Genomic DNA, 25,241 nt, shown 5'->3' with positions numbered 1-25,241 from the left:
CAGGGTTTCCCATGTCCGTGGTTCAAGCGGTTCCCGACGTCCAGACTCCGCTTCTGGAGATGCGCGGCATTTCCAAGTCGTTTCCCGGAGTCAAGGCGCTCGACCATGTGGATGTCGCGCTCTATCCCGGCACCGTGACGGCATTGATTGGCGAGAATGGCGCGGGCAAGTCGACGCTCGTCAAGATTCTCACCGGCATCTATCAGCCGGATGGCGGTGAGATCGTCGTCGATGGAGCCGCCGTGCATTTCGCGAACGCCGAGGCGGCGATCCGGAGCGGCATCACGGCAATCCATCAGGAGACCGTGCTCTTCGACGAGCTCTCCGTCGCCGAGAACATCTTTCTTGGTCACGCGCCGCGAAATCGGCTGGGGCTCGTCAATTGGGGCGCCATGAACGCACGCGCCGCGGCTCTGCTCACCTCCATCGACGCGCCGATCAGCCCCTATACCCGCTTGAAAGACCTCTCGATCGCGCATCGGCATCTGGTCGCCATCGCGCGCGCTCTCTCCGTCGAGGCCCGCGTCGTCATCATGGACGAGCCGACCGCCGCGCTCTCCTACAAGGAGGTCGAGGACCTTTTCCGGATCATCGAGCGGCTGAAGAAGCAGGGCAAGGCGATCCTCTTCATCAGCCATAAATTCGAGGAGGTCTACCAGATCGCCGAGCGCTTCGTTGTGTTCCGCGACGGCCGTTCGATCGGCTCCGGCCTGCTGGCGCAGACCGGGCAGGACGAGATCGTCCGCATGATGGTCGGCCGCTCGGTCGATCATGTTTTTCCGAAGGTGGATGTAGCCATCGGAAACACCGTTCTCGAAGTCTCGGGCTATGCTCATCCGACGGAGTTCGACGGCATCTCCTTCGACCTGCGGCGCGGCGAGATCCTGGGCCTCTACGGTCTGGTGGGCGCGGGGCGCTCGGAACTCTGCCAAGCCCTGTTCGGCATCACCCGCCCCAGCGCCGGAACCGTCGAGCTCGAAGGACGGCGGATCGACATCCGCTCGCCGGCGGATGCCATCGCGGCGGGCATCGTCTACGTGCCCGAGGAGCGTGGACGCCACGGTGCGGTTCTGCAGATGCCGATCTTCCAGAACATCTCGATGGCGACGCTCGGCCGGACCACCCGGGCGGGGTTCCTGCGGCAGGCGGAGGAGTTCGCCCTGGCGCGGAAATATGCGGAGCGGCTCGACCTTCGCGCGGCGGCGCTCTCAGTCCCCGTCGGCACGTTGTCGGGCGGCAATCAGCAGAAGGTGGTGATCGGCAAGTGGCTCGCCACCCGGCCGAAGGTCATCATCCTGGATGAGCCGACGAAGGGCATCGACATCGGCTCGAAGGCGGCTGTGCATGCCTTCATGAGCGAGCTCGCGGGCGAGGGGCTGAGCGTGATCATGGTCTCGTCCGAACTGCCTGAGATTCTCGGCATGTCCGATCGCGTGATGGTGATGCACGAAGGGCGTATGGCCGGGATGTGGGAGCGCGACGGTCTCGATGCCGAGATGCTCGTGCGGGCCGCGACGGGCAATACCTGAACCGGCATGACAGGGAACAAGGATGACCGATGAGCCGAATCCTGAAATACCGTGAACTCCTGCTGGTGGCGATCATCGTCGTGCTGATCGCGATCTTCTCGTCGCGCGCGCCGGGATTCGCCTCGCCCGAGAGCCTCGCCAACATCTTCAACGATACGTCGATCCTGATGATCCTGGCGCTCGGCCAGATGGCCGTGATCCTCACCAAGTCCATCGACCTCTCAGTCGCCGCGAACCTGTCCTTCACCGGCATGGCCATCGCCATGACGAACGCCGCCTATCCGCAGATCCCGCTGCCTCTTCTCATCGTGATGGCAATGGGCATCGGGGCGTTCCTCGGTGCCGTCAACGGCCTCATGGTCTGGAAGATCGGCATTCCATCCATCGTGGCGACGCTCGGCACGCTCACGATCTATCGCGGCATGGCCTTCGTGCTCTCGGGTGGGGCCTGGGTCAACCAGACGCAGATGACCGCGACCTTCCTCAATACGCCGCGTGTCGTCTTGCTCGGCCTGCCCTTGCTCGGCTGGACGGCCATCCTGGTGATCGCGCTCATCACGCTCGTCTTCACGCGCACGGTGTTCGGACGATCGCTCTACGCGGCGGGCGGCAATCCGACGGCGGCGCTTTATGCGGGGATCGATGTCGGGCGCACGCGCTTCTTCGCCTTCGTGCTGTCGGGCGCCCTGGCGGGGCTCTGCGGCTATCTCTGGGTGTCGCGCTATGCGGTCGCTTATGTGGACATCGCCGCCGGCTTCGAGCTCGACACGGTCGCGGCCTGCGTCATCGGCGGGATCTCCACGCTCGGTGGGATCGGTTCCGTGGGCGGCGCGATCCTCGGAGCCCTGTTCCTCGGCGTGATCAAGAACGCCTTGCCGGTGATCAACATTTCTCCGTTCTGGCAGATGGCCATTTCCGGTTTCGTCATCATCGTGGCGGTTCTCTTCAATGCGCGGCAGGAGAAGCGGAAAGGCCGCCTCATCCTCCGCGATGCCGCGAAAAGCAGGCCGCCCCTGGCTGGAGTGAAGGTCGAAGGAGCCGCCGCATGAGCACGCTGACGTTCGAGAAGCAGCCGCCGCGACATATCCCCGACAAGCTCTCGACACCGGCTGGCCGGATCCTCGGCAGCTGGGAAGCCCTGCTCGCGGCCGTCGCCATCGCGATCTTCATCGCGAATTCCTTCGCATCTCCGCACTTCCTCGATCCGTGGAACCTGTCGGATGCCACCTACAACTTCACGGAAAAAGCGATGATCGCCTTCGCGATGACGCTGCTGATCATCTCGGGCGAAATCGATCTTTCCGTCGCCGCGATCATCGCCCTGGCGTCGACCGCCATGGGGGCGGCCGTGCAGGCCGGCTTCCAGACGCCGGCTCTCGTCGGGATCGGGCTCGGTGTCGGGCTGCTCTGCGGAGCCTTCAACGGTTTCCTGGTGGCGCGCATCGGGCTTCCGTCCATCGTCGTGACCATCGGCACCATGAGTCTGTTCCGGGGCATTGCCCAGATCGTGCTCGGCGACCAGGCCTATGGCGGCTATCCGGCGAGCTTCGCCTGGTTCGGCCAGGGCTACATGTCCGACTTTTCCTGGTGGCCGACCCTTCCTGGTTTCGAGGTCGTCACCTTCGAGATGGTCGCCTTCGTGGTGTTCGCCCTCATCTTCGGCGTCCTGCTTCACTGGACCGCTTTCGGGCGGCGGATCTACGCCATCGGCAACAACGCCTTTGCCGCGCAGTTCTCCGGCATTCCGGTTCAACGCACCAAGTTCATGCTGTTTCTGCTGACAGGTCTCATGAGCGGGTTCGCGGCCGTCTGCCTCACCTCGCGTCTGGGCTCGACCCGTCACACCATCGCGGCAGGATGGGAACTCGAGGTGGTCACCATGGCGGTGCTCGGCGGCGTCAGCATTCTCGGGGGCTCGGGCACCGTTCCGGGCGTGGTGCTGGCCGCCATCGTCATGGGCCTCGTCACCTTCGGCCTTGGGCTCCTCAATGTTCCGGGCATCGTCATGTCGATCTTCATAGGCCTGTTGCTGATCCTCGTGATCGCGCTGCCGATCGTCATCCGTCGCATCCGCTCGAGAGCCGCAGCATGACAGGAAAAGAAAAATACGCCTTCAAGATGCAACTCCATCCTGGCATGGAGGACGAGTATCGCCGTCGGCATGACGAGATCTGGCCGGAACTGTTGGAGCTTCTGAAAGAGGCCGGTGTCGAGGATTACTCGATCCATCTCGACCGGGAGACCGGCATCCTGTTCGGCGTCCTTTGGCGATCCGCGGATCACCGCATGGCCGATCTGCCGAACCATCCGGTCATGAAGCGCTGGTGGGCCCACATGGCCGACATCATGGCGACGAATCCCGACAATTCGCCGGTGGACATGCCCCTCGTCACCGTCTTCCATATGGCGTGAGCCCATGAAAGTCGCAGTACTCGATGTCGGCAAGACCAATGTTAAAGCCGTCATCGTCGATGCCGAAGCGCGGCGTGAAATCGCCGCCCGCACACGTCCGAACCGGGTGCTGACCGACGGTCCCTATCCGCATTTCGATGTCGATGGGATCTTCGAGTTCTTCTTGCAATCTCTGAAGGAACTCCACGTGGAATTCGGGTTCGATGCCATATCGATCACGGCCCATGGCGCAAGCGGGGCGCTTCTGGGAGACAATGGTCTTGCACTTCCGGTCCTCGATTACGAGTTCCGCTATCCGGCAGAGGTCGATGCCGCTTATGACGAGATCAGGCCGGATTTTTCGGAAACCTTCTCGCCGCGCCTGCCCGGCGGGCTCAATCTCGGAGCACAACTGCACTATCAGAAATCAGTGTTTCCCGAAGCCTTCGGACAGGTGCAGGCCATCGTCACCTATCCCCAGTATTGGGGCTGGCGACTGACGGGTATTGCTGCCACGGAGGTCACATCCCTCGGCTGTCACACCGATCTCTGGAGGCCGAAGGAGGGGCGCTTCTCCTCGCTCGTCGAGAGGCTCGAAATCGCCGACAGGCTCGCCCCCGTCAGAAAGCCCTCGGACCTCCTGGGGTATGTGACGGCGGAGATCTGTGCGAGGATAGGGCTTGCGCGGCCTGTGCCCGTCTATTGCGGCATTCACGACTCGAACGCTTCGCTCCTGCCCCATCTGGGCCGGCATGAGGCGCCGTTCGCGGTCGTCTCGACGGGAACGTGGGTCGTGATCTTTGCGGTCGGCGGCGACCTCGATCACCTGGATCCGAAGCGGGACACTCTCGCCAACGTGGATGCACTCGGCCGTGCCGTCCCGTCCGCGCGGTTCATGGGTGGGCGCGAGTTCGAACTGCTGACAAAAGGGAGGGGCCAGGCGACGCCGGAGGCGATCGGCCATGTCGTGGACCAAGATATTCTCCTGACACCGAGCGTCGTGCCCGGGTGCGGGCCGTTTCCCGATGCCGTGCATCGTCTCGTCAATGCGCCCGGCGATTTGAATGAAGATGAAATCTATGTTGCGGCTTCGCTCTATACGGCCCTGATGACGCAAGCCTGTCTCGATCTGGCCCACGCTGCAGGTCCGATCATCGTGGAGGGGCCTTTCGCGCGCAATGCCCTCTATACGGAGGCCCTGGGAAGCGCGACCGGCCGTCAGGTCCTCGCCGTTTCCAGCTCCACCGGAACGAGCGTCGGTGCGGCGCTCCTCGCGTTGACATCCACAAATCCAGGTTCACATGAGGACAGACAGAACACGTCCTCCCACCAACTGCCGAAAGACTTTCAGCGCTATTGCGCCGCGTGGAATGCTTACTCGAAGATAATATGAGCGGGACGGCATATCTTGCCTGAACGGACATCGCTATATCGTTAAATTTTTCGGCAAGTAGTACTACGTTATTGCAACGATCATCGATCCTCTATTGCTATTCACCTGCCATATTGCAGCCGCACTGCGACGCTTAGCTGTGTCACAATTCGGTTGTAGCGTTTGAAGAGCAAAACAGGTTGCTGATGAAATTGGAACGAAAGAACCTATCACTCACCGTCGACACCAACACGATCTTGTCAGAACTCGAGCGGACGATGGTTGCGTCGATTGCTCTGATGAAGCGACTGAGACGCGAGAGAAGGCGTTCAGTGCGGATGGAGCGCACGGCCGAAGAACAGAGAGCCTGATCGAATTATCTCAGCTCTCTCTGATACCTTCACCTCCGAAGGCAAATGGATTCTGAACATCGGGCCGGACGCGCGCTCCACTTCCGGGCCCGATGCTCTCATTCTACCGGCGCTGCGCAACGAAGAAGAGACGCGGAAAGCGCAGCAGGACCTTGCCATCTCCCTGAGCCCGATAGGCTTCCAAGACGGCCACTTGATAGCGGCGCAGAAATTCGGCGCGTTCCTCCGGCGACAGTGGGTCGATATAGGGTTTCAAGCCGGTGCTCTTGAACCATTCGACGATGGAAGCGGCGCCGTCGAGCGGATGGACATAGGTCGTTTGCCAGATGTCGACCGAGCATCCCGCCTGCTGCAGCCAGCCATAATAATTCTCGAACGATCCGATCGTCTCCCTTGATCGAGCCGCGGAGGACAGCTTTTCCGCCCATGGACCATCCTGTGCAACCTGGGCCATGAGGCGATGGGTAGGCTCGTTCAGATTGTTCGGCATCTGGACGGCCAGGCATCCGCCCTCTTTCAGGAAGGAGACAAGACGTTTGAGAAGGGCAGGGTGGTCGGGAAGCCATTGCAGGACGGCATTGGCGAAGATCAGATCGAAACGCTCGGACGTCTCCCATGTGGCGATGTCCGCTTCCTCGAAGTGCAGCCCCGGCAATCGCATCCTCGCCTTGGCAAGCATGTCCGGCGAATTGTCGAGCCCAACGATCCGCGCGGCCGGATAGCGCCGGGTAATCAGTTCCGTACTGTTTCCAGGTCCGCAACCGAGATCGACACAGTTCGTTGCCGCTTCCAGGGGCACCCGCCTGAGCAGGTCGAGTGAGGGGCGCGTGCGCTCATCCTCGAACTTCAGATATTGTCCTGCATCCCAATCGACCAACGGAATATCTCCTCGTCTCCGTTTTGCCCGCCTGTCATCCGACCATCGTGGCGGAATTCCAGCACACCACGAGCGGAGCGGTGCAACCGCATCGCTGCGCCTCAACACATCGTGTGAGCCCGTGAGGCCTCATCGGTGAAAACCAACGCGACAGACACAATGTTTCCGCGTATAGTTTAACGATGGGTTGCGGTTATGCGTGACCGCTGAACGATACACGCAAGGCCGTGATCTCGACTGCCAAGGTTCATCCCTGGAGGAGCGATTATGGCCAATTTTCATATTGTCGCCGGCGCAAGCGAAGCTCCGGCACATCCGGTTGTCAGAAAGATTACACCTGCCGATTTGAAAGAAGCCCTGGCAAAAGGGTTCGATGATTTCTGGGCCATGCCGTCGCATCTGGTTTTTCTGGGGCTGATCTATCCCGTCGTGGGCGTCTGCCTTGCCGCACTTACCTTCAGTAATGACGCGCTGCCGCTTCTCTATCCGCTGGCCTCGGGCTTCGCCCTGATCGGCCCGATTGCCGGCATCGGTCTCTATGAAATCAGCCGACGGCGGGAGCTCGGCCTATCGACTTCCTGGCAGGATGCTTTCAACGTCCTGAAGTCGCCCTCGATTCCCTCGATTCTTGCGCTCGGCGTCGTGCTGCTGGTGATCTTCCTGACCTGGCTGACGACGGCACGCCTTCTTTACCAATCGATCTTCGGCTATGCGGTGCCCGATACCTACACGGGGCTGATCAGCCAGGTTCTCACGACACCGGAGGGCATGCAGTTGATCATCTGGGGCAACATCCTCGGGTTCGTCTTCGCCGTGGCGGTGCTGAGCATCAGCGTGATCTCGTTCCCGCTTCTCCTCGACCGGGATGTAGGAGCGGCCGTTGCCGTTTATACCTCCGTCAAGGCGGTGGCCATGAATCCGTTCACCATGGCACTATGGGGCCTTATCGTCGCCGCAGCTCTCCTCATCGGCTCCATCCCGCTCTTCGTGGGGCTCGCCATCGTGATGCCGGTTCTCGGACACGCGACCTGGCATCTCTATCGCCGGGTCGTGGAACCTCCGCATCCCGACGACGCTCACCCGATCAGATAAATCGCTTGTTCAGGAGACTATCGGAGGCGGCCCGGTCATCGGACCGCCTTCCCGCTGTTCAGGACCCGGATCCAAAGAACACGATCCGGGACAGCAACGTGTAATCCGCTTCGAGGACCATGATTGTGACGAACACGAGCACGGCGCTGATCGGCACCAGAATGGCATAGACCAATGACAGGCGTTCCCAGGCCATATGCATGAAGATCGCCACGATGAGGCCCGCCTTCAGCAGCATGAAGAGGACGATCAGGGCGTATCGGAGAAGCCCCTGAACCTGGAAGTAGTCGACGAAGTAGGAGCAAGCGCTCAGAACGAAGAGCCATGCCCACACGACTAGGTAAAGCTTGATCGGGTGCTGTTGCCCTTGAGCATGTGCCGTTGCCTGTGCCATGGCGCGTCCCTTACCAAAGGTAGAAGAAGGCGAAGATGAAGACCCACACCAGATCGACGAAGTGCCAGTAGAGGCCCATGATCTCGACGGATTCGTAACGCCCCTTCCGGCTCGTGAAGAAGCCTCGACGCTCATGGTCGAAATCACCACGCCACACCTTCCGGGCGATGACGAGAAGGAAGATCACACCGATGCTGACATGTGTGCCGTGAAAGCCGGTGATCATGAAGAACGATGAGCCGAACTGGGCCGCGCCCCACGGATTGGCCCAGGGTCGGACGCCCTCGTGGATCAGCTTCGTCCACTCGAAAGCCTGCATGCCGACGAAGGTGGCGCCGAGAAGTGCCGTCAGCAGCATCAGGATGGCCGTCTTTCTGCGGTCGCGGCGGTAGCCGAAATTCACCGCCATCGCCATCGTTCCGCTGCTGCTGATCAGAACGAAGGTCATGATGGCGATCAGGATCAGGGGAAGAGACGTGCCGCCGATGGTCAGGGCGAAGACCTCGCTCGTATTGGGCCACGCCACGGTCGTGGACATCCGGGCCGTCATGTACGAGATCAGAAAGCAGCTGAAGACGAATGTGTCGCTGAGGAGGAAGATCCACATCATGGCCTTGCCCCAGGACACGTTCCTGAAGGCCTGCCGATCCGAGGAGAAGTCGCTCGCGATGCTACGCAAGCCGGAGGTCTCGGTGTAGGTCGTTCGCAAATCCGTCGCAGCCTGTTCCGCCATGAGCAGAACTCCTCTCACGTCAGCAATTGCCGGCAGATGTCCACGAAGTTCTCCGCCCAGCCAGTCAGCACGCTCAGGAAGACCAGCCACACAAGGAGCAGGAAGTGCCAGTACGTGGCGCAGAGCTCCACGGACAGGCGCAGCTTCTCCGTCGCATTTTCGCGCCATGCCTTCTCAGTTGTTCTGCCAAGCGCCACCAGACCGCCGAGCAGGTGGAGGCCGTGCAGGCCGGTCAGGATGTAGAAGAAGGCATTGGCCGGATTGGCGGCCAGGAAATAGCCCTCGTTGCTCAACTGACGCCAGGCCAGAAGCTGGCCCGACAGGAACGCGAGAGCCGAAATGCCGCCCGCGAGAAGACTCGCTCTCAGCTCAGGCAATTCATCGCGGTCGGCTGCGCGCTTCGCGCCCTGCAGGGCGAGGCTGCTCAGGGCGAGCATGGCCGTGTTGAGCCAGAGGATGCGTGGTATCGGCAATGTTCGCCAGTCGGGCAATTGCATGCGCATGGCATAGGCGCTGATGAACAATGCGAACAGGGAACCGATGACGGCGAGAAGAACGAGGAGTCCGACTCGGTATGGAGGCGCGGGCGTTGCTTCCGGCAAGGCGCCCGCGCCTCCCTGTTCGAGCCAGGGCTTCGATGTCAGCCCCTGCCGCGACAGCCACCAGGCGCCGATGACGGCGAGCACGCCCAGGAACAGGAGGATGCTAGCCATGTGACGATCCCGGCACGATGCGGCTGATCCCAGGCTGGTTCTGAGGCAGGAAATCCTGGTCGGCTCCCGGCACGCTGTAATCGTAGGCCCAGCGATAGACCACCGGCAGGTTCTTGCCCCAGTTGCCGTGCGGCGGCGGTGTTTCCGGCGTCTGCCATTCCAGCGTGGTCGCGCGCCATGGATTGCCGCCGGACGGCCTGCCGTGGCGCAGGCTCCAGAAGAGATTGAAGACGAAGACAAGCTGTGTCGCTCCGACGATCAGAGCCACGATGGTGATGAAGGCATTCAGCGTGTGGGCCGATGGCGGGACGAAGGACATGTCCCCGATGTCGTGGTAGCGGCGCGGAATCCCCATCAGTCCTAGGTAATGCATGGGGAAGAAGATGGCATAGGCTCCGAGAAACGTGACCCAGAAATGGATTCTGCCGAGCGTTTCGTTCAGCATGCGCCCGGTCACCTTCGGGTACCAGTGATAGATCGCCCCGAAGATCACGAGGATCGGAGCGACGCCCATGACCATGTGGAAATGAGCCACGACGAACATCGTATCGGACAGCGGAACGTCCACCACCACGTTGCCGAGGAACAGGCCCGTCAGGCCTCCGTTCACGAAGGTGACGATGAAGGCGAGGGCGAACAGCATGGGCAGGGTGAGATGGATGTTTCCGCGCCAGAGCGTCAGGATCCAGTTGTAGACCTTGATCGCGGTCGGCACGGCGATGATCAGCGTCGTGGTGGCGAAGAAGAATCCGAAATACGGGTTCATGCCGCTCACATACATGTGGTGGGCCCAGACCACGAAGCTCAAGGCCCCGATGGCGAGCAGCGCCCAGACCATCATGCGATAGCCGAAGATGTTGCGCCGCGCATGGGTGCTGATCAGGTCCGACACGATGCCGAAGGCGGGCAGTGCGACGATGTAGACCTCCGGGTGCCCGAAGAACCAGAACAGGTGCTGGAAGAGCAGGGGAGATCCTCCGTTGCGTTCCAGAGGCTGGCCCATCTCGACGATGGCGGGAACGAAGAAGCTCGTTCCGAAGACCCGGTCGAAGAGCATCATCACGGCGCCGACGAACAGGGCCGGAAAGGCGAGCAGCGCCATGAAGCTCGCGGTGAAGATCCCCCAGACGGTGAGCGGCATTCGCATGAGCGTCATGCCGCGCGCCCGCGCCTGCAGCACCGTCACCACATAGTTCAGGCCGCCCATGGTGAAGCCGATGATGAAGATCATCAGGGAGACGAGCATCAGGATGATGCCCCAGTCCTGTCCGCCGGGCGTGCCTGACAGGATGGCCTGCGGCGGATAGAGCGTCCATCCGGCGCCGGTGGGACCGCCCGGTGCGAAGAAGCTCGCGACGAGAACCAGCACGGCGAGAAAATAGACCCAGAAGCTCAGCATGTTGACATAGGGAAAGACCATGTCGCGGGCGCCAACCATCAGGGGGATGAGGTAATTGCCGAAGCCGCCGAGAAAGAGGGCGGTCAGCACGTAGACCACCATCATCATGCCGTGCATGGTGATGAACTGGTAATAGGCATTCGCATCGATGAAGGCGAAGACGCCGGGAAAGCCGAGCTGGAGCCGCATCAGCCACGACAGCACGAGGGCGATCAGTCCGACCGAGAGGGCGACGAATGCGTACTGGATCGCGATGACCTTCGCATCCTGGCTGAAGACGTATTTCGTCACCCAGCTGTGAGGATGGTAGAGTTCGACATCTTCGACATCGGCTGGTGCGACCGCTCCGGCCGGACCGAGTGGGACATCAACCATCAGGATTCTCTCCCCGGCTGCTTCCGCTTTCTTCCTTCAGTCAGGTACGCCGCGTGCAGGCCCGAGGCGCGCAAAGCTCTGCGCCGCCTTCTGCTGCAGCCATGCCTGATAGTCGCTTTGTTCCTGTATCACGAGCGTTCCGCGCATCTGCGGATGGCCGACGCCGCAGAGTTCCGCGCAGAGAATGTCGAAGCTGCCCGTCCGTGTCGGCGTGAACCAGATGTAGGAGACCTGGCCCGGCACGAGATCCATCTTGGCGCGCATCTCCGGCACATAGAAATCGTGGATGACGTCGACGGAACGCAGAAGCGCCTTGACCGGCTTGCCGACCGGCAGGTGCAATTCGCCGCCTTCGACCACGACATCGTCCTGTGATTTAGGATCGTCCTTATTGATCCCGAGCGGATTGTCGGGGCTGATCAGTCGGGCGTCGGACGTGGCAAGCTTCCCGTCCGGTCCCGGTAGCCGGAAACTCCACTGCCATTGCTGGCCCACGACCTCGATATCGGTCGCATCCTCCGGAACGGTGATGAACTGCCGCCAGACGAACAGGCCCGGCGTCAGCATGGCGGCGACACCGGCAGCCGTGACGAGGGTCAGCCACCATTCGAGTTTCTTGTTCTCCGGCTCGTAATGTGCCTGCCGTCCGGCCTGATGGCGAAAGCGATAAACGCAATAGGCCATGAAGAGGACGACCGCGACGAAGACCGCTCCGGTGATCCAGAAGGTGATGATGATCGTGTTGTCGATATAGCGCCAGTTCGAAGCAATCGGGGTCCACCACCATGGGCTGACGAGGTGGAAGAGAACCGAGCCGACGGCGACCAGAACCAAGATGAACGCTACAGCCATTCCTGACCCATCCTTGCCGTGCGAGGCCTCGGATTTGAAGCAGAAGGCGATAACTCTTTTACGCCCTTACATCGATTTCGGCTGATAAACACTTGGAGAAGCTTCAACCAAAACGCTTTGCAGGCAATGCTGGCCTGCCGCTCTACATGGGAGCAACTTGGACAAGGCCAGTATATGGGATGAAAAACTACACCCGGCGAAGCATCCGGTCAATGAGCCTTGGCTGTCGCATTCCAGCTGTGCATAGATTAACCCTTCTTTTCTGGGAGAGTGGAAAGGTTCTCATTTTCGCCACATTTGATCTGGGCGAGAAATCGTCAGTCGAGTTGATTTAAGTCGCACTATAATGTCACGGTCTTGCTGCCGCGATAGCGCAGCGATCACCCGTTATCCTCAATCTCAAACTCCATCTATTGAAAGTATATTTTCCTCTGCAGTGCCTGTGATCTTCGATCAACTGTCTCTCAAAAACGTACGGCCAGGGTTTTGCCGCTGGGGAAACTGTGGTTAGGTGCCTCTCGACAAACGGAGCCGATCGGGGTCCCGGCCCGCTGCCGGACGGTATCGGCAAGACCAAGAAATATGAATCTGTTTTGGCCAGGGAGATCATGCTTCACGTGCGACGGCTGCGTAACAACCGACGGATCGTGGTTCCCGTTCTGGTCGGCGTCCTCTTGAGTGGATTGCCGCTCGCGCCTGCCGTGGCATTTGATCTCTTCGGGTGGCTTCGCGGGGATGGCGAAGCGCCGCCGCCCCCGAGTCCGCAGGCCCTGCCGTATTCCCTCGATATCGTGGTGAGCGGGGACAACAGCGATCTCAAGCAGGTCCTGAAGGACGCCTCGACCCTCCAAAGCCTGCAATCGGATCCGCCGCCCGACGCCGCAGCGCTGGCCAGCCGCGCCGAGGCCGACCTGCCTCGCCTGATCGATGCGCTCTGGGGCGCCGGGTATTACAATGCCCGCGTCACGATCAACGTGGCGGGCGTGCCGATGGTCCTGCAGGCTCCCCGCAGGGATGCCGCAACCCGCGCCGCGGCGGGGTATCTCTCGCGCGCGCTCGTGCCCGTACAGATCGTTGCGGATCCGGGTCCGCAATTCGCCTTGGGGGACGTTGCGGTCCTGGACGCCAGGACAGGGCGTCCCTTCCCGCCGGGAGAGCTTCCACCTCGTATCGTGCAGATCAAGCCCGGAGACCCGGCACGTTCCGCCGACATCGTCGCCGCCGAGGCGCGGATCGTCGATTACTTCCGGTCCAAGTCGCACCCCTTCGCCAAGGTCCGTCGGCAGAATCCCGTGGTCATCCATCCGGCGCAAGTGATGGACGTGAGTCTGAGCGTCGATCCCGGACCTCAGGCAGGCATTGGGGCAATTTCGATCCACGGCGCGGAGAATGTCGATCCGGCCGTTGTGCGCTCCTTCATCTATACGGAGCCGGGCGATCCCTATTCGCCTGCGGAACTCGCCTCCATGCGCAAGTCGATCTCCCAGATCGAGGCGCTGTCTTCAGTGCGCATCCGCGAGGGGGAGGCCTTGGATGCTTACGGCAATCTTCCTCTCTTCGTAGAGCTGACCGAGCGCCCGCCGCGGGTCATCGGAGCCTCGGTGCAGTATTCGACGACCGACGGGCCGGCGGTGCGGGCCTACTGGGCCCACCGCAACCTGTTCGGCGGTGCCGAGCGGCTGCGGCTCGAGGGCAGCGTCTTCTATCTCACCGAGGACGGGGGGCAACCCGACCGGAACCAGGATTTCTCCTGGGACAATCTCGGCGGGCGGTTCCGTGCGAGCTTCCTGAAGCCTGCTCTCTGGGGGACCCGCAACGACTGGCTGGTCGACGGCCTTGTCGAGCGCGACAGGACGGAAGGCTATACGAGCCGTCTCGTGAACGCGAGCACCGGCATCCGCCACCGCTTCAGCGAGACCTTCTCGATCCAGGGCGGTATCGAGTACGAAAAGGGACAGGCGACGGATATTCTCGGCCAGATCGATTACACGCTGGTCGGCTTACCCGTCTCCCTCAGCTACGACTCGACCGACAACCCCCTGAATCCCACGAAGGGCATGAGGGTGATCGCGTCCGTGGCGCCTTACCCGGAGTTCCTCGGTTCGTCGGTACCCATGACGGTCGCGAAGGGAACCGCGTCGGCCTATTTCTCCCTCGACGAGGAAGCCCGGTACATCCTTGCCGGCCGCATCGGCCTCGGCTCCATCGTCGGCGCGGACCTCGATGAAATTCCAGCCAATCGCCGCTTCTATGCCGGCGGCGGCGGTTCGGTGCGCGGCTACCGCTATCGCTCTCTGAGCCCGACCTTCCTCGGCCAACCCATCGGCGGCCGAAGCCTGCTCGAAGCCTCGCTCGAGGCGCGCATCAAGATCACCAATACCATCGGCATCGTTCCCTTCGTGGACGCGGGGACGGCCTTCGAGTCGAGCTTCCCGGATTTCGATGAGACGATACGCGTCGGCGCGGGCCTGGGCCTTCGCTACTACACGTCCATCGGGCCCATTCGCCTGGACGTTGCGATCCCGGTCAATCCGGGGCCCGGCGATCCGTCCTACGCCATCTACGTTGGAATCGGGCAGGCCTTCTGATGATCAAGCCAATCCGCTCCCTCGCTCTCATGTCGATCGTCCTCCTGGCCGTCGCGGCCTTCTGGCTGGTGAGCGACCGCCCGAGCCAGGCTCAGAGCGATCAGGGCATCCTGGCGAGCCTGATTTCGCGCCTGCTCTCGACGCCGACCACCCGCGTCACCATCGGCAGCATCGAAGGGGCCCTGACATCGGACGCCGTCATCCGGGACATCCGCATCGCCGACCGGGACGGCGTGTGGCTCAACCTGGACCGCGCCCGGCTGGTCTGGAGCCGCACGGCGCTGCTGCGCGGGCGCCTTCAGGTCGATGAGCTCACCATCGACAAACTTCAGATCGCGCGCAGGCCGCTGCCAGCCGAGGAGGATGCGCCTGTCTCCGACGAGCCGATCCTGCCCGAGCTGCCGGTCAAGGTCATCGTGGACCGCTTCGCCCTGCAGGAACTCACCCTCGGCCAGCCGGTGCTCGGCACCGGGGCGCGGCTTTCGGCGGCGGGTTCCGCCCAATTGGGCGATCCATCCGAAGGCCTCGATCTGAATTTCCAGGCTCAGCGCCTCGATGCCCCGGGCCGGCTTTCGATCGATCTCACCTATGTGCCGCAGACGAAACGGCTCGCCCTCGACCTCGCGCACCAGGAGCCTGCCGGCGGTATCGCGGCGCGGCTGATGGATCTGCCAGGGCTTCCGCCCGTCGACCTGAAACTCACCGGTCAGGGACCGATGAGCGATTTCGCCGCGAGGCTCGATTTCACCGCCGGGCCGACGATTGGGGCCGCAGGCACGGCGACCGTCCGGCGCGCCACAGCCGCCTATGACGTGAACCTGGATCTCGCGGCCCGCATCGAAGGATTACTGCCGGCACCGGCAGCGCCCGTCTTCAGCGGAACCACACAGCTCGTCGGCAATGTGACTGTCGGCGACGACAGCAGCCTGCGCTTCCAGCCGGTGCGCATCACATCGAACGTGGCGCGCTTCGACATGACCGGAACCGTCAGTTCCGGCCAGGTGCTCGATCTCACCCTCAACGCCCGCGCCCTTCCGACCGACGGTGCGAAAACGCGCGCCGGTGAGGCGGAGATCGCCCGGTTCAATTTTGACGGCACGGTCCAGGGCCCGTTGACGGCGCCACGCATCAATGGCGCGCTCGATGCCGCCGAAATCAGGTTGCCCGAGGGTTCCGTGGACACGCTGACGGCGCGCGTAGCCATGAACCCGGCGGACGGCGCAACCCCGCCCAGCCAGTTCTCCTTTGCCGTCGACGCCAATGCCGCAGGAATCCGACCCGCCGACCGGGCGCTCGCCAGGGCGATCGGACCGACGCTCTCCATCACCTCACGCGGTTCCTTCGGTCTCGACGGGATCGCCAATGTGGAGACGGCGCGCATCGAAACTTCCACGGCACAGGCGAGTTTCGCTGGACGCGTGGGAAGTACCGTTCTCGACGGCACGCTCGATGCCCGCATTCCGGCGCTGGCATCCTTCTCCGGACTCGCGGGCCGACCGTTACAGGGAGCCGCAACTCTGACGGCGAAATTGTCCGGCAATCCGCGCCGTTACGACATGGCGGCGGTGATCGATGCTCGGTTGCGGGAACTCTCGACGGGTACCCCGTCTGTCGACGGTCTCCTCGGCCGCAATGTCACGGCGGCGGGCACGTTGCGGCGCATCCCGAACGGTTACGCGTTCGAGAATTTCCGTGTGGACGGGGCCCATCTCGATGCCCGCATCGATGGGCGCGCCACGCAGTTGGCGGCCGATCTTGGCCTCGACGTCACCATTGACGAGTTGAGGCGCGTCGATCCGCGCATCACCGCCGGCCGGGCGAATGTCACGGCGCGTCTCGGCGGATCTCTCGAGAAGCCGGACGTGAAGGGCGTTGCGACGCTGACTGACGTGCGCGCCCTCAACCGCTCCATTCCACGGCTCGCGATCGATTTGGACGCCAAGGACGTCACCGGCGCGCTCGACGCGGCGCTGACGCTCGACGGGCGGGTTGATGGAAAGCCTGCGACGGGCTCTCTCCATCTCGCCAAACCTGCGGACGGCGGTTGGCTCCTGGATCGGCTCGCCGTCGATATCGGGTCGGTTGTCCTGAAGGGGAACCTTCGTCTCGGTGCCGACCAGTTGGCACAGGGTGAGATTTCCCTGTCAGGCAGCAATTTCGACGACCTGTCGCCGCTCGTGCTCACGAAGCTCGATGGTGCGCTCGATGCCATCGTCTCGCTGAGCGCTCGCGACGGCGGTCAGGATGCACGGATCACGGCCAAGGGCACGCGCTTTGCCGTGGCGGACATTTCGGTGCGGGACTTCGATGCGAAGCTCACCCTCCAGGACCTTTACCGCCGTCCCATGATCGACGGCAGCGTCTCCGCCGAGGCGCTGACGGCCGCGGGGCAGACCTACAGGACCGTGCGTTTCGTGGCGAACGGCACACCGGCCGCCTCGCAATTCACGGCCTCTGCCGTGGGGCAGGGGTTCAATCTCGATGCGCAGGGACGCGTTGTTCCGGGCAATGCGACGCGGATCGAGCTTGCGAGCTTCACGGCCAGCCGAGGCAACCGCCGCCTGGCTCTCGCGCAGCCGGCAGCCATCACGCTGCAGAATGGTGCCGTCACCCTGTCCAACGTCCTGATCGCGGCGGACCAGGGGCGCATCACCGTCAACGGCACGGTCGCCGACAGGCTCGATCTTACCGTCGATGTCCGCAGCCTGCCGCTTCAGGTGGCCGACATCGTGGTGCCCAATCTCGGTCTCGCCGGAACGGTCAACGGAAATGCTTCCATCGGTGGAACGATGGCAAATCCGAGCGGAAACTACCGCGTCACAGTCTCGGGCCTCGCCACGGCGGAGACGCGCCGGGCGGGCCTGCCAGCGCTCAACATCGACGCGCAGGGACGATTGGCCGACCAGCGGGCCGGCATCGATGCCCGGATTGCGATTGGACGTGGCGGAACGTTGCAGGTTTCAGGGAGCGTGCCTCTCAGCCCGGCCGAGGAGCTTGCGCTCAGGGTATCGGGACGCACCGATCTTACCATCGCCAACTCGTTCCTGTCCGCATCCGGTCAGCGTCTGACAGGCGCGGCCAATCTCGACCTGTCGATTGCCGGCAGGCTCGCGGACCCGCGCATCGAAGGCAGCGTCACGCTCGCTAATGGCAGCTTCACGGACTCGCTGCAGGGAATCCGGCTCACCGGCATCACCGGGAGATTTGTCGCGCGCGGGCAGGTGCTCACCATCGAGAACCTGACCGCCCAGACGCCGAGTGGCGGCTCCCTTGCGGCGCGCGGCCAGGTGACGATCGATCCGGCCGCTGGACTGCCGGGAGAGATCCGGATCACCGGCAACCGCGCGCAGCTCGTCTCCAACGAGACAGTCGATGCGACGGCGGATCTGGACCTCACGCTCTCGGGCCCGCTCATGAGCAGGCCGCGAGCCGCGGGACGCATCAACATTATCTCGATGAACGTTTCCGTGCCGGACCGGCTTCCGACCACCTTGAGGCCGCTCCCCGGGACCCGGCACGTGCGGCCGACCCCGACCGCCGCCGCCCGGCTCGCTCTCGCACAGCGGCGGCAATCCGCTTCCGCGCGGGGCACTCCGTTCCGGGCGGAACTCGATCTGACCCTGACGGCGCAGAACCGGATCTTCGTACGCGGGCGCGGAATCAATGCGGAACTCGGCGGCGATCTGCGGCTTCAGGGGACGACGCAGGATCCCGTTGCCATCGGGGCTTTCGAACTCCGGCGCGGGCGCTTCGACATCCTGGGCAAGAGGCTCGATTTCGTGCGCGGACGGTTGGACTTCACCGGCGACCTCACGCCGTCGCTCGACTTCTTGGCGGAGACGCAGGCGGGAGACGTCACCGCGCGCATCGGCGTGACGGGTCCCGCTTCAAGCCCGGAATTCACGTTCAGTTCCAGCCCGGACCTGCCTCAGGACGAGGTTCTCTCCCGCATCCTGTTCCAAAGACCGTCAGGCGGGCTGTCCGCCGGGCAGGCGCTGCAGCTCGCGCAGGCCGTCGCGCAGCTCTCGGGCGGTTCCGGCAGCGACGCCTTCGAGCAGTTGCGCCGCTCCCTCGGCGTCGACAGCCTCGACATCACGGTCGGCGCCGGCGGCGGGCCGGGCGTGGGCGTCTCGCGCTATATCAGTGACAATGTGCGGGTTGGCGTGAAGGCCGGTGCCTTGCCTGAAGAGAGTGGGGTGACGGTCGATGTCGACCTGACGCGGCGCCTGAAGGCCCAGGGCGAGATCAATGCAGAAGGCGGCAGTTCCGTGGGGTTGGGATTCGAGATGGAATACTGAGGGCAGTCCTCTTCCGCGTTACCGCCGGTCGAAGCGGTTCGCGATGAGATCGCCTGTCGATTGGACCACCGTGACGATGACGATCAGGACCGCGATGACGCTGACCATCACTGTCGTGTCGAAGCGCTGATAACCATAGCGCATGGCAAGGTCGCCCAGTCCGCCGGCACCCACGGCGCCGGCCATGGCCGAGGAGCCGATCATCGACACAAGCGTGATGGTGAATCCGCGAATGATGCCAGGCAGGGCCTCCGGCAGAAGCACGTGGACGATGATCTGCCAGCGGCTCGCGCCCATGGCCTGCGCGGCCTCGACGAGGCCGTGATCGACTTCCCGCAGGCTTACTTCGGCGATGCGGGCGAAGAACGGCGTCGCGGCGATGCTCAGCGGAACGACCGCTGCCCAGAGGCCGATGGACGTGCCGACGATCAGGCGCGTGAAGGGAATGAGAGCGACCAGCAGAATGATGAACGGCGTCGAGCGGAAGCCGTTGATGACGCTTCCCAGCACCCGGTTGAGGCGCGGCATCTCGTAGATGCCGCCGATGCTCGTGGTGACGAGAACGACAGCCAGGGGGATCCCGGCCGCGAAGGCGAAGAGGCCCGCGACGCCGACCATGGTCAGGCTTTCGAGGAAGGCCTCCCAGAACATGGGTATGAAGTTGGCAGGCATGGCTGGTATCCCGTTCCGGTCATGAGGTGCGCGATGAAGCCTCGGCGGCGTTCTTCGCCTGGGCTTCGCTCTGGATGACGGCCTGGAGGACGCCGACGGGCGGCGTGCCGTTCAGCCAGTAATCGCCGATGGCGCGTTCGCGCTGAATGGCGGGATTGTGGGAGGCGAGGACCCTGGCATTGCGCCAGTAGCGGTCGAGACGCCGCGTCTCGCTCGTGGCCGAGGCGCCGCCGATCTCGAAGAGCAATGTGGTCGCCTCGAGCACCTGCTCGATCACGATCTGCTGCGCCTGATAGGCCTTGATGTTGGCCGCGGTATAGAGTTCCGTCGCATCCTGGCCGTTGGTAGCGGCCTGGTAGGAGGATTCAATCGCATCGGCAACCCCGTCCACCAGCGTGTCCGCCGTAAACGACAGGCTCGCGAGACGTCCGATCACGCCCTGGACGAGAGGATCATGACGCGGACTCGACTTGCCCGGAACCGCGAAGGTCCGGGTCTTGGCGCGGGTGAATTCGATGGCATCCTTCAGGACCGCCCGGGCGATGCCCGCGAGCGCCGCCAGATGGAAGAGCTGGTAATAGGCGATGATGTACGAGGTCTTCGGCGGCTGCTCGACGGAGACCCGGCGCAGGATCTGATCCTCGCGGATTGCGACCTTGTCGAAGCGCGTCGTGCCGCTGCCGGTCAGGCGCTGGCCGAAGCCGTCCCAATCGTCCTCGATCGTGACGCCCGGCGCCGTCGTGGGGAGAACGAGGGAGACATACTCCGTTCCCTCCAGGGCGACCGCGACGATCCAGTTCGCGTAGATCGTCCCGGTGCTGTAGAACTTGTAGCCGTCGAGAAGCCAGTGATCGCCGTTCTTCGTGAGCGTCACGGTCGTCTCGGTGCCCTCCGTCTTCTCGGCCATGGCGGCGCCGAAAAGGGCGCCATCGACGATGAGCGAAAACCAGCGCCGGCGGTCCGCTTCGTTCTTGCCGTTCAGGCGCTCCTCGACGAAGGCGAAATGAGCGCGGAAGATCTGGGGCAGGTTGGAATCCGCCTCACCAAGCTCGATGAGAAGCCGGAACGTCTGAGGCAGACTGGCGCCGAGGCCGCCATAGGCTCGCGGAATGCGCAGGGCGCCGAAACCGGCGTCGCGCAGCCAGGCGACGGCCTCGACGGCCAATGTGCGCGACTGCTCGCGCGCAACGGCTCCCTCGGCGATCTTCGCGAAGATCGGCCGGAAGCGCTGCGCCAGCTCATCGTCGGACACAGGGAGAGACGCAGATCGGTGCAGGGTGCTGCCCGCGCCGATGTGCGGGTCTGGTGTAAAAAGGCTTGTGGCGGCGGACATCGGTGCTTCCGTTCGAAAGGAGAAAAGCGATCAGGCGATTTTTCGAGCGGGAGCCGGCTGCACCGCGCTCGGACGGTAACGAGCACCCCAATGCTCGGCCGGAAGACGGCTGCGGCCTTCGCCGAACAGCTTCTCGCGCAGCGTTCCGTCGGCATAATCGGTCTTGAACAGGCCTCTCTCCTGGAGAGCCGGGACGACGAGATCGACGAAATCGGCCAGGCTCTCCGGCGCGACCGTGCGCGGCAGGTTGATGCCGTCGATATCGGCCGTCTCGACCCATGAGGCGATATGGTCGGCGATCTGCTCGGGCGTGCCGACGAAGGGCTTTTGCCGGCTGCCGAGGATCATCTGGTCGATCAGCTTGCGAACGGTCCAGACCGTGCCGGCGCTGCGCTTGGTGATCGCTTCAAGGGTCGAGTTGTTGGCGTTGTTCTTCTCGTACTGGATCGGCTCGTCGAGATCGTATTTCGCGAAGTCCACGCCCGACGAACTCGAGAAATGCGCGAGCGCACCTTCCACGCTCGCATGCCGGCGATACTCCTCCAGCTTGTCCTGCGCCTCCTTCTCCGTGCGGCCGACCACGAGGCTCATGCCGACGAAGACCTTCACGTCATGGGGATTGCGCCCATGGCTTGCTGCACGGGCCCGGATGTCCGCGATGATGTCTTTCGCAACGCCCGGATTGGGGCCGCCCGTGAACACGCATTCGGCATGTCTGGCAGCGAACTCGCGCCCGCGTGTCGAGGAGCCGGCTTGGTACAGGACGGGGGTTCGCTGAGGAGACGGTTCGCTCAGGTGAATGGCGTCGATCTGATAATAGGGCCCGTCGTGCTTGATGGCCCTGACCTTGTCCGGGCGCGCATAGATGCCGCGGGCGCGGTCGCGAACGACCGCATCGTCATCCCAGCTGCCTTCCCAAAGCTTGTAGAGCACGTCGAGGTAGTCGTCGGCGATGTCGTAGCGATGATCGTGATCGAGCTGCTCGGGCAGACCCATGCCGCGGGCCGCGCTGTCGAGATAGCCTGTCACGATGTTCCAGCCGATGCGGCCATTCGTGAGATGATCGAGCGTCGACATGCGGCGGGCATGCAGATAGGGCTGCTCATAGGTCGTGTTGACGGTTACGCCGAAACCGAGATGCTTCGTGGCATAGGCCATGGCCGGCACGACGAGCATCGGGTCGTTGACAGGAACCTGCGCGCCGGCCGCGATGGCCGTCTCGGGGCCGCCCTTGTAGACATCGTAGACGCCGACGATGTCGGCGAGAAAGATGCCGTCGAGCTTGCCCCGCTCGGCGATCTTCGCGAGGTTCACCCAGTAATCCAGACTCGTATAGGACGGAGATTGATCGCGCGGGTGGGTCCACATTCCATGATTGATGTGGCCCACGCAGTTCATGTCGAAGGCGTAGATGTTGATCTTCTTGGTCATGGCCTCACCCGGCTCGATCTTTGGTTCTTGGTCAGTTCGTCGGATTGGCGGCGGCCGCCTGCGGGAGATCCCACGCAGGAACGGTCATGTCGCCGAAATGCTTCTTGAGGGTGGCTTTGACCTCGGGCGAGTTCTGATAGATCGAGACGAACTTCTTGATCCGCGGATTCTCGGCGTCTTCCGCGCGCACCACCCACTGGATGGCGAAGCGCTTCTGGACGTTGTCGAAGATCAGGGCCGAGTTCGGATCGATGTTGTATTGCTTGAGAGTTGCAGGGTAGCCCTGTCCCAGATCCACGTCGTCGAGGGCGGTCGGCAGTTGCTGGGCGACGAGTTCGGTGATCTTGATGTTCTTCGGATTGGACACGATGTCGGCGACGGTAGCCTTGTAGTCCAGGCCTTCCCTGAGCTTGATCAAGCCGACACGTTCGAGGAGAACGAGACCCCGCCCGCCGTTCACCGGATCGTTGGCAATGGCGACCTTTGCGCCGTTGGGCAGGTCCGCGATGCTCTTGTACTTCTTCGAGTAGAGGCCGACCTTGGACATCGTCCCGACGCCGACGGATACGAAATCATAGCCGCGAGCCTTCTTCGCATCCTCCAGGAAGGGGATATGCTGGAAGTAATTCGCGTCGATGTCCTTGTTCACGAGGGCGGCATTGGGCGTGATCCAGTCGGTGAACTCGATCACCTTCACGTCGAGCCCCTGCTCCTTGGCTTCCTTGACCGCCTGGTGCACCGCATCGGCCGAGAGGCCCGAATTGATGCCGATCTTCAGGGGCGGCTCCGCGTGAGCAGGGGCCGCCACGAGGGCCCAGGCGGAGGCGGCAAGAAGGGCCAGGAGCGGCAGGGTCTTTGCGCTTGGTCGGCGGTGGCTCCATGCGGAGAAAGCTCGGATCAGCATCGAACGGGACCTCGGGTTTGAAAGAAAAGAACGTGAAGTTGCCTGCCTCCCGATGAGCCACTTAAGATGTGTGGCCGTCGTTTCGCCGCGTCATGAGCTTTGACATCTTTGAAAATCTGATCTGCCGCAGGCAGATACTTTCCTATGCTGATGCAAAAGACCCATTCCGCATTCCGGAGACTTGACGAAATGGTGCCCAGCGAATGCGTCCGGGTCAATTAGATTGTTCTTTTTTTAGAACACGGATGCAAAGAAAAAACTTCTTCTGGTTCCAGCGCGGGCAGGCGAAAAATTCTTCTTCCTTACACGAATGCCGGAATTCCTAGTTTTTGCGTCTATCTCGATTGCCTATAGGTCCTGGGTCGTGGTCTCAGTGCGTCCGATTGGCTTGACCTCGTTCTGTATAAAGAACATAAAGGGGCTCGCGAAACGCCGGTAGGACAATCGATGGACGCAATCGATGCCAAAATCCTGAGGTTCCTCCAAGAGGACGCCAGTATCTCCGTGGCGGAGCTCGCCCAGCGCGTGAACCTGTCCCAGACGCCTTGCTGGAAACGGATCCAGCGGCTCGAATCCTCGGGCGTCATTCAGCGGCGGGTGGCGCTGGTCGATCCGGACAAGATCGGCCTCAGCCTGACGGCATTCGTGGCCGTGGAGGCCTATGACCACTCCGAGAGCTGGATGCAGCAATTCGCGGAATTCGTGTCCGGCATTCCCGAGGTTATGGAAATCTACCGCATGGCCGGCGACGTGGACTACATCCTGCGCGTCGTCGTGCCCGACATGGCGGCCTACGACAGCTTTTATAAGCAGTTGGTGAAGGCCATTCCCCTCAAGAACGTCACGTCGAGATTTGCGATGGAACGGATCAAGTCAACGACGGCTTTCGTGCTGCGGTCGTGATCGGTGCCACCACCGTCATTCCGGGGCCGCGCAGCGGAGCCCGGAACCCATAGCCGCTGACGTTTCAGGAAGAGGTGTGACGCCGCTCGCTCTTTCCTTCCGCGTCGTGATTATGGGTTCCGGGTTCTCGCTCACGCTCGCCCCGGAATGACGGGGAGGTGCCACCTGCTATAAGCCGTCCCTCACGAGCTGAACAGCTCCGGGTTCTCGGCCTCGACGCGCGGCAGGGCGCGCAGGATCTCCGTGAGATGCCGGCGCATGGCTTCTGCCGCGGCATCCTCGTTGCGGCTGTCGATGGCCGTCACGATGGCACGGTGCTGGTCGATCAGGGGCAGCATCGCCTCCGGGCTGGGCAGCGTCAGCTGGCAGACCCGGTCCATATGGGCCTTGATGTCTTGAACGGCCTCCCAGGCGAGGGGGCATCCAGCCCCTTCGGCCAACGCGATGTGGAATAGCTCGTCGTAGCGCTGGAAGGCGTCGTGGTCGTTCCGCCGGGCGGCCTGCTCCTGCATTTCGAGGACATCGTCGATCCGTTCCCGGCTCTGCGGATCGAAGGATGAGCAGGCGCGGCGCACGACCGCCGTCTCGATGGCCTCCCGGACGAACCGCGCCTCCATCATCTTGCGCACCGAAATCTTCACGACCGTCGTGCCGCGCTGCGGCTGGATCTCCACCAGACGGGTCCTCGCGAGGCCGATCAGCGCTTCGCGCACCGGTTGGCGCGAGACCCCATGGCGCTCGGCGATGTCCTGCTCGGAAAGCCGGCTTCCGGGTGGAAGCTCCAGGGCAATGATCAGGCGGCGCAGCTCGTTCTCGATGCGTTGGGCAGCGGAGCCTTGGCCGACAGGGAAGGGCGTGTTCACGGCAATCTCATTCTTTTGGCGGGTTGCGTAACATATAAGTGCATACTACCATACAATCGTCGACCAGGTAAGCCGCGGCAAGCGGCATCCGGTCCCGCCCGATGAGTCGCACGGGCTCATGGCGCAGGGCAAGCCGGCGAAGGGCTTGGTC

At 62.9% G+C, this 25,241-nt stretch carries 20 protein-coding genes; 9 read left to right on the top strand and 11 right to left on the bottom strand.

Annotated elements, in window-relative coordinates; genetic code table 11:
• The first annotated feature begins 11 nt into the window (after nucleotides 1-11).
• Genes DDF70_RS00530 through DDF70_RS00510 form a run of 5 tightly spaced genes read left to right on the top strand, consistent with a single transcriptional unit; the run spans nucleotide 12 to nucleotide 5,313 of the window.
• On the top strand, nucleotides 12-1,529 hold the full coding sequence (locus tag DDF70_RS00530; protein ID WP_114942918.1) for a sugar ABC transporter ATP-binding protein: 1,518 nt from the start codon (nucleotides 12-14) through the stop codon (nucleotides 1,527-1,529).
• A gap of 29 nt (nucleotides 1,530-1,558) precedes the next feature.
• A complete protein-coding gene (locus tag DDF70_RS00525) occupies nucleotides 1,559-2,578 on the top strand; it encodes an ABC transporter permease (protein WP_114942917.1) in 1,020 nt (339 codons plus the stop codon).
• Nucleotides 2,575-3,621, top strand: coding sequence for an ABC transporter permease (locus tag DDF70_RS00520; protein WP_114942916.1), 1,047 nt, complete (start codon nucleotides 2,575-2,577; stop codon nucleotides 3,619-3,621). The genes DDF70_RS00525 and DDF70_RS00520 overlap by 4 nt, the downstream gene beginning before the upstream one ends.
• Entirely contained in the window at nucleotides 3,618-3,941 is a 324-nt protein-coding gene (rhaM, locus tag DDF70_RS00515) for an L-rhamnose mutarotase (protein WP_114942915.1), read from the top strand. The genes DDF70_RS00520 and rhaM overlap by 4 nt, the downstream gene beginning before the upstream one ends.
• 4 nt (nucleotides 3,942-3,945) lie before the next feature.
• Nucleotides 3,946-5,313, top strand: a complete 1,368-nt coding sequence (locus DDF70_RS00510) for an FGGY-family carbohydrate kinase (RefSeq protein ID WP_114942914.1) — start codon at nucleotides 3,946-3,948, stop codon at nucleotides 5,311-5,313.
• Between the two features lie 453 nt (nucleotides 5,314-5,766).
• Here DDF70_RS00510 and tam read toward each other — a convergent pair whose 3' ends face one another.
• Nucleotides 5,767-6,540: a trans-aconitate 2-methyltransferase gene (tam, locus tag DDF70_RS00505; RefSeq protein ID WP_114942913.1), complete on the bottom strand. Its 774-nt coding sequence runs from the start codon at nucleotides 6,538-6,540 to the stop codon at nucleotides 5,767-5,769.
• A 267-nt stretch (nucleotides 6,541-6,807) separates the two neighbouring features.
• Between tam and DDF70_RS00500 the strand changes: the two genes are divergently transcribed.
• The gene (locus DDF70_RS00500) at nucleotides 6,808-7,632 is read left to right on the top strand and encodes a DUF2189 domain-containing protein (protein WP_114942912.1); all 825 of its coding nucleotides are present in this window, start codon (nucleotides 6,808-6,810) and stop codon (nucleotides 7,630-7,632) included.
• Between the two features lie 58 nt (nucleotides 7,633-7,690).
• On the opposite strand, the gene DDF70_RS00495 is transcribed toward DDF70_RS00500, so the two are convergent.
• The 5 genes from DDF70_RS00495 to DDF70_RS00475 are packed head-to-tail and all read right to left on the bottom strand — an operon-like array spanning nucleotide 7,691 to nucleotide 12,098.
• Nucleotides 7,691-8,026 carry a cytochrome C oxidase subunit IV family protein gene (locus tag DDF70_RS00495; protein ID WP_114942911.1) on the bottom strand — a complete coding sequence of 112 codons (336 nt, stop codon included), beginning with the start codon at nucleotides 8,024-8,026 and terminating at the stop codon, nucleotides 7,691-7,693.
• A gap of 10 nt (nucleotides 8,027-8,036) precedes the next feature.
• Nucleotides 8,037-8,759 carry a heme-copper oxidase subunit III family protein gene (locus tag DDF70_RS00490; RefSeq protein ID WP_114942910.1) on the bottom strand — a complete coding sequence of 241 codons (723 nt, stop codon included), beginning with the start codon at nucleotides 8,757-8,759 and terminating at the stop codon, nucleotides 8,037-8,039.
• Between the two features lie 14 nt (nucleotides 8,760-8,773).
• Nucleotides 8,774-9,472 carry a cytochrome c oxidase subunit 3 gene (locus DDF70_RS00485; protein WP_114942909.1) on the bottom strand — a complete coding sequence of 233 codons (699 nt, stop codon included), beginning with the start codon at nucleotides 9,470-9,472 and terminating at the stop codon, nucleotides 8,774-8,776.
• Nucleotides 9,465-11,246 carry a cytochrome c oxidase subunit I gene (gene ctaD / locus DDF70_RS00480; protein ID WP_162820165.1) on the bottom strand — a complete coding sequence of 594 codons (1,782 nt, stop codon included), beginning with the start codon at nucleotides 11,244-11,246 and terminating at the stop codon, nucleotides 9,465-9,467. The genes DDF70_RS00485 and ctaD overlap by 8 nt, the downstream gene beginning before the upstream one ends.
• Nucleotides 11,247-11,282: 36 nt before the next feature.
• Entirely contained in the window at nucleotides 11,283-12,098 is an 816-nt protein-coding gene (locus DDF70_RS00475; RefSeq protein WP_114942907.1) for a cytochrome c oxidase subunit II, read from the bottom strand.
• 608 nt (nucleotides 12,099-12,706) lie between these two features.
• On the opposite strand from DDF70_RS00475, the gene DDF70_RS00470 reads away from it, so the two are divergent.
• Both DDF70_RS00470 and DDF70_RS00465 read left to right on the top strand, forming a co-directional pair.
• Nucleotides 12,707-14,686, top strand: a complete 1,980-nt coding sequence (locus DDF70_RS00470) for an autotransporter assembly complex protein TamA (protein WP_114942906.1) — start codon at nucleotides 12,707-12,709, stop codon at nucleotides 14,684-14,686.
• Nucleotides 14,686-18,984, top strand: coding sequence for a translocation/assembly module TamB domain-containing protein (locus tag DDF70_RS00465; RefSeq protein WP_114942905.1), 4,299 nt, complete (start codon nucleotides 14,686-14,688; stop codon nucleotides 18,982-18,984). The genes DDF70_RS00470 and DDF70_RS00465 overlap by 1 nt, the downstream gene beginning before the upstream one ends.
• A gap of 18 nt (nucleotides 18,985-19,002) precedes the next feature.
• Here DDF70_RS00465 and DDF70_RS00460 read toward each other — a convergent pair whose 3' ends face one another.
• The 4 genes from DDF70_RS00460 to DDF70_RS00445 are packed head-to-tail and all read right to left on the bottom strand — an operon-like array spanning nucleotide 19,003 to nucleotide 23,324.
• Complete coding sequence (locus tag DDF70_RS00460) at nucleotides 19,003-19,656, bottom strand: methionine ABC transporter permease (RefSeq protein ID WP_114942904.1); 654 nt, start codon at nucleotides 19,654-19,656, stop codon at nucleotides 19,003-19,005.
• 19 nt (nucleotides 19,657-19,675) lie between these two features.
• On the bottom strand, nucleotides 19,676-20,989 hold the full coding sequence (locus tag DDF70_RS00455) for an acyl-CoA dehydrogenase family protein (protein ID WP_114942903.1): 1,314 nt from the start codon (nucleotides 20,987-20,989) through the stop codon (nucleotides 19,676-19,678).
• A 30-nt stretch (nucleotides 20,990-21,019) separates the two neighbouring features.
• Nucleotides 21,020-22,420 (bottom strand): LLM class flavin-dependent oxidoreductase, encoded by a 1,401-nt coding sequence (locus tag DDF70_RS00450; protein ID WP_114942902.1) that lies wholly within the window; start codon nucleotides 22,418-22,420, stop codon nucleotides 21,020-21,022.
• Between the two features lie 31 nt (nucleotides 22,421-22,451).
• Nucleotides 22,452-23,324 (bottom strand): MetQ/NlpA family ABC transporter substrate-binding protein, encoded by an 873-nt coding sequence (locus DDF70_RS00445; RefSeq protein ID WP_114942901.1) that lies wholly within the window; start codon nucleotides 23,322-23,324, stop codon nucleotides 22,452-22,454.
• 447 nt (nucleotides 23,325-23,771) lie between these two features.
• Here DDF70_RS00445 and DDF70_RS00440 point away from each other — a divergent pair, with 447 nt between their 5' ends.
• The gene (locus tag DDF70_RS00440) at nucleotides 23,772-24,227 is read left to right on the top strand and encodes an Lrp/AsnC family transcriptional regulator (RefSeq protein ID WP_114942900.1); all 456 of its coding nucleotides are present in this window, start codon (nucleotides 23,772-23,774) and stop codon (nucleotides 24,225-24,227) included.
• Nucleotides 24,228-24,409: 182 nt separating this feature from the next.
• Here DDF70_RS00440 and DDF70_RS00435 read toward each other — a convergent pair whose 3' ends face one another.
• Nucleotides 24,410-25,090 carry a GntR family transcriptional regulator gene (locus DDF70_RS00435; RefSeq protein WP_114942899.1) on the bottom strand — a complete coding sequence of 227 codons (681 nt, stop codon included), beginning with the start codon at nucleotides 25,088-25,090 and terminating at the stop codon, nucleotides 24,410-24,412.
• Between the last annotated feature and the right edge of the window lie 151 nt (nucleotides 25,091-25,241).

The sequence above is a fragment of the Microvirga calopogonii genome (assembly GCF_003347665.1).
In the GTDB taxonomy this organism is placed as follows: Bacteria; Pseudomonadota; Alphaproteobacteria; order Rhizobiales; family Beijerinckiaceae; genus Microvirga; species Microvirga calopogonii.
The sequence above is the reverse complement of the archived record's forward strand: the minus strand, read 5'-3'. Positions and strand labels throughout refer to the sequence as shown.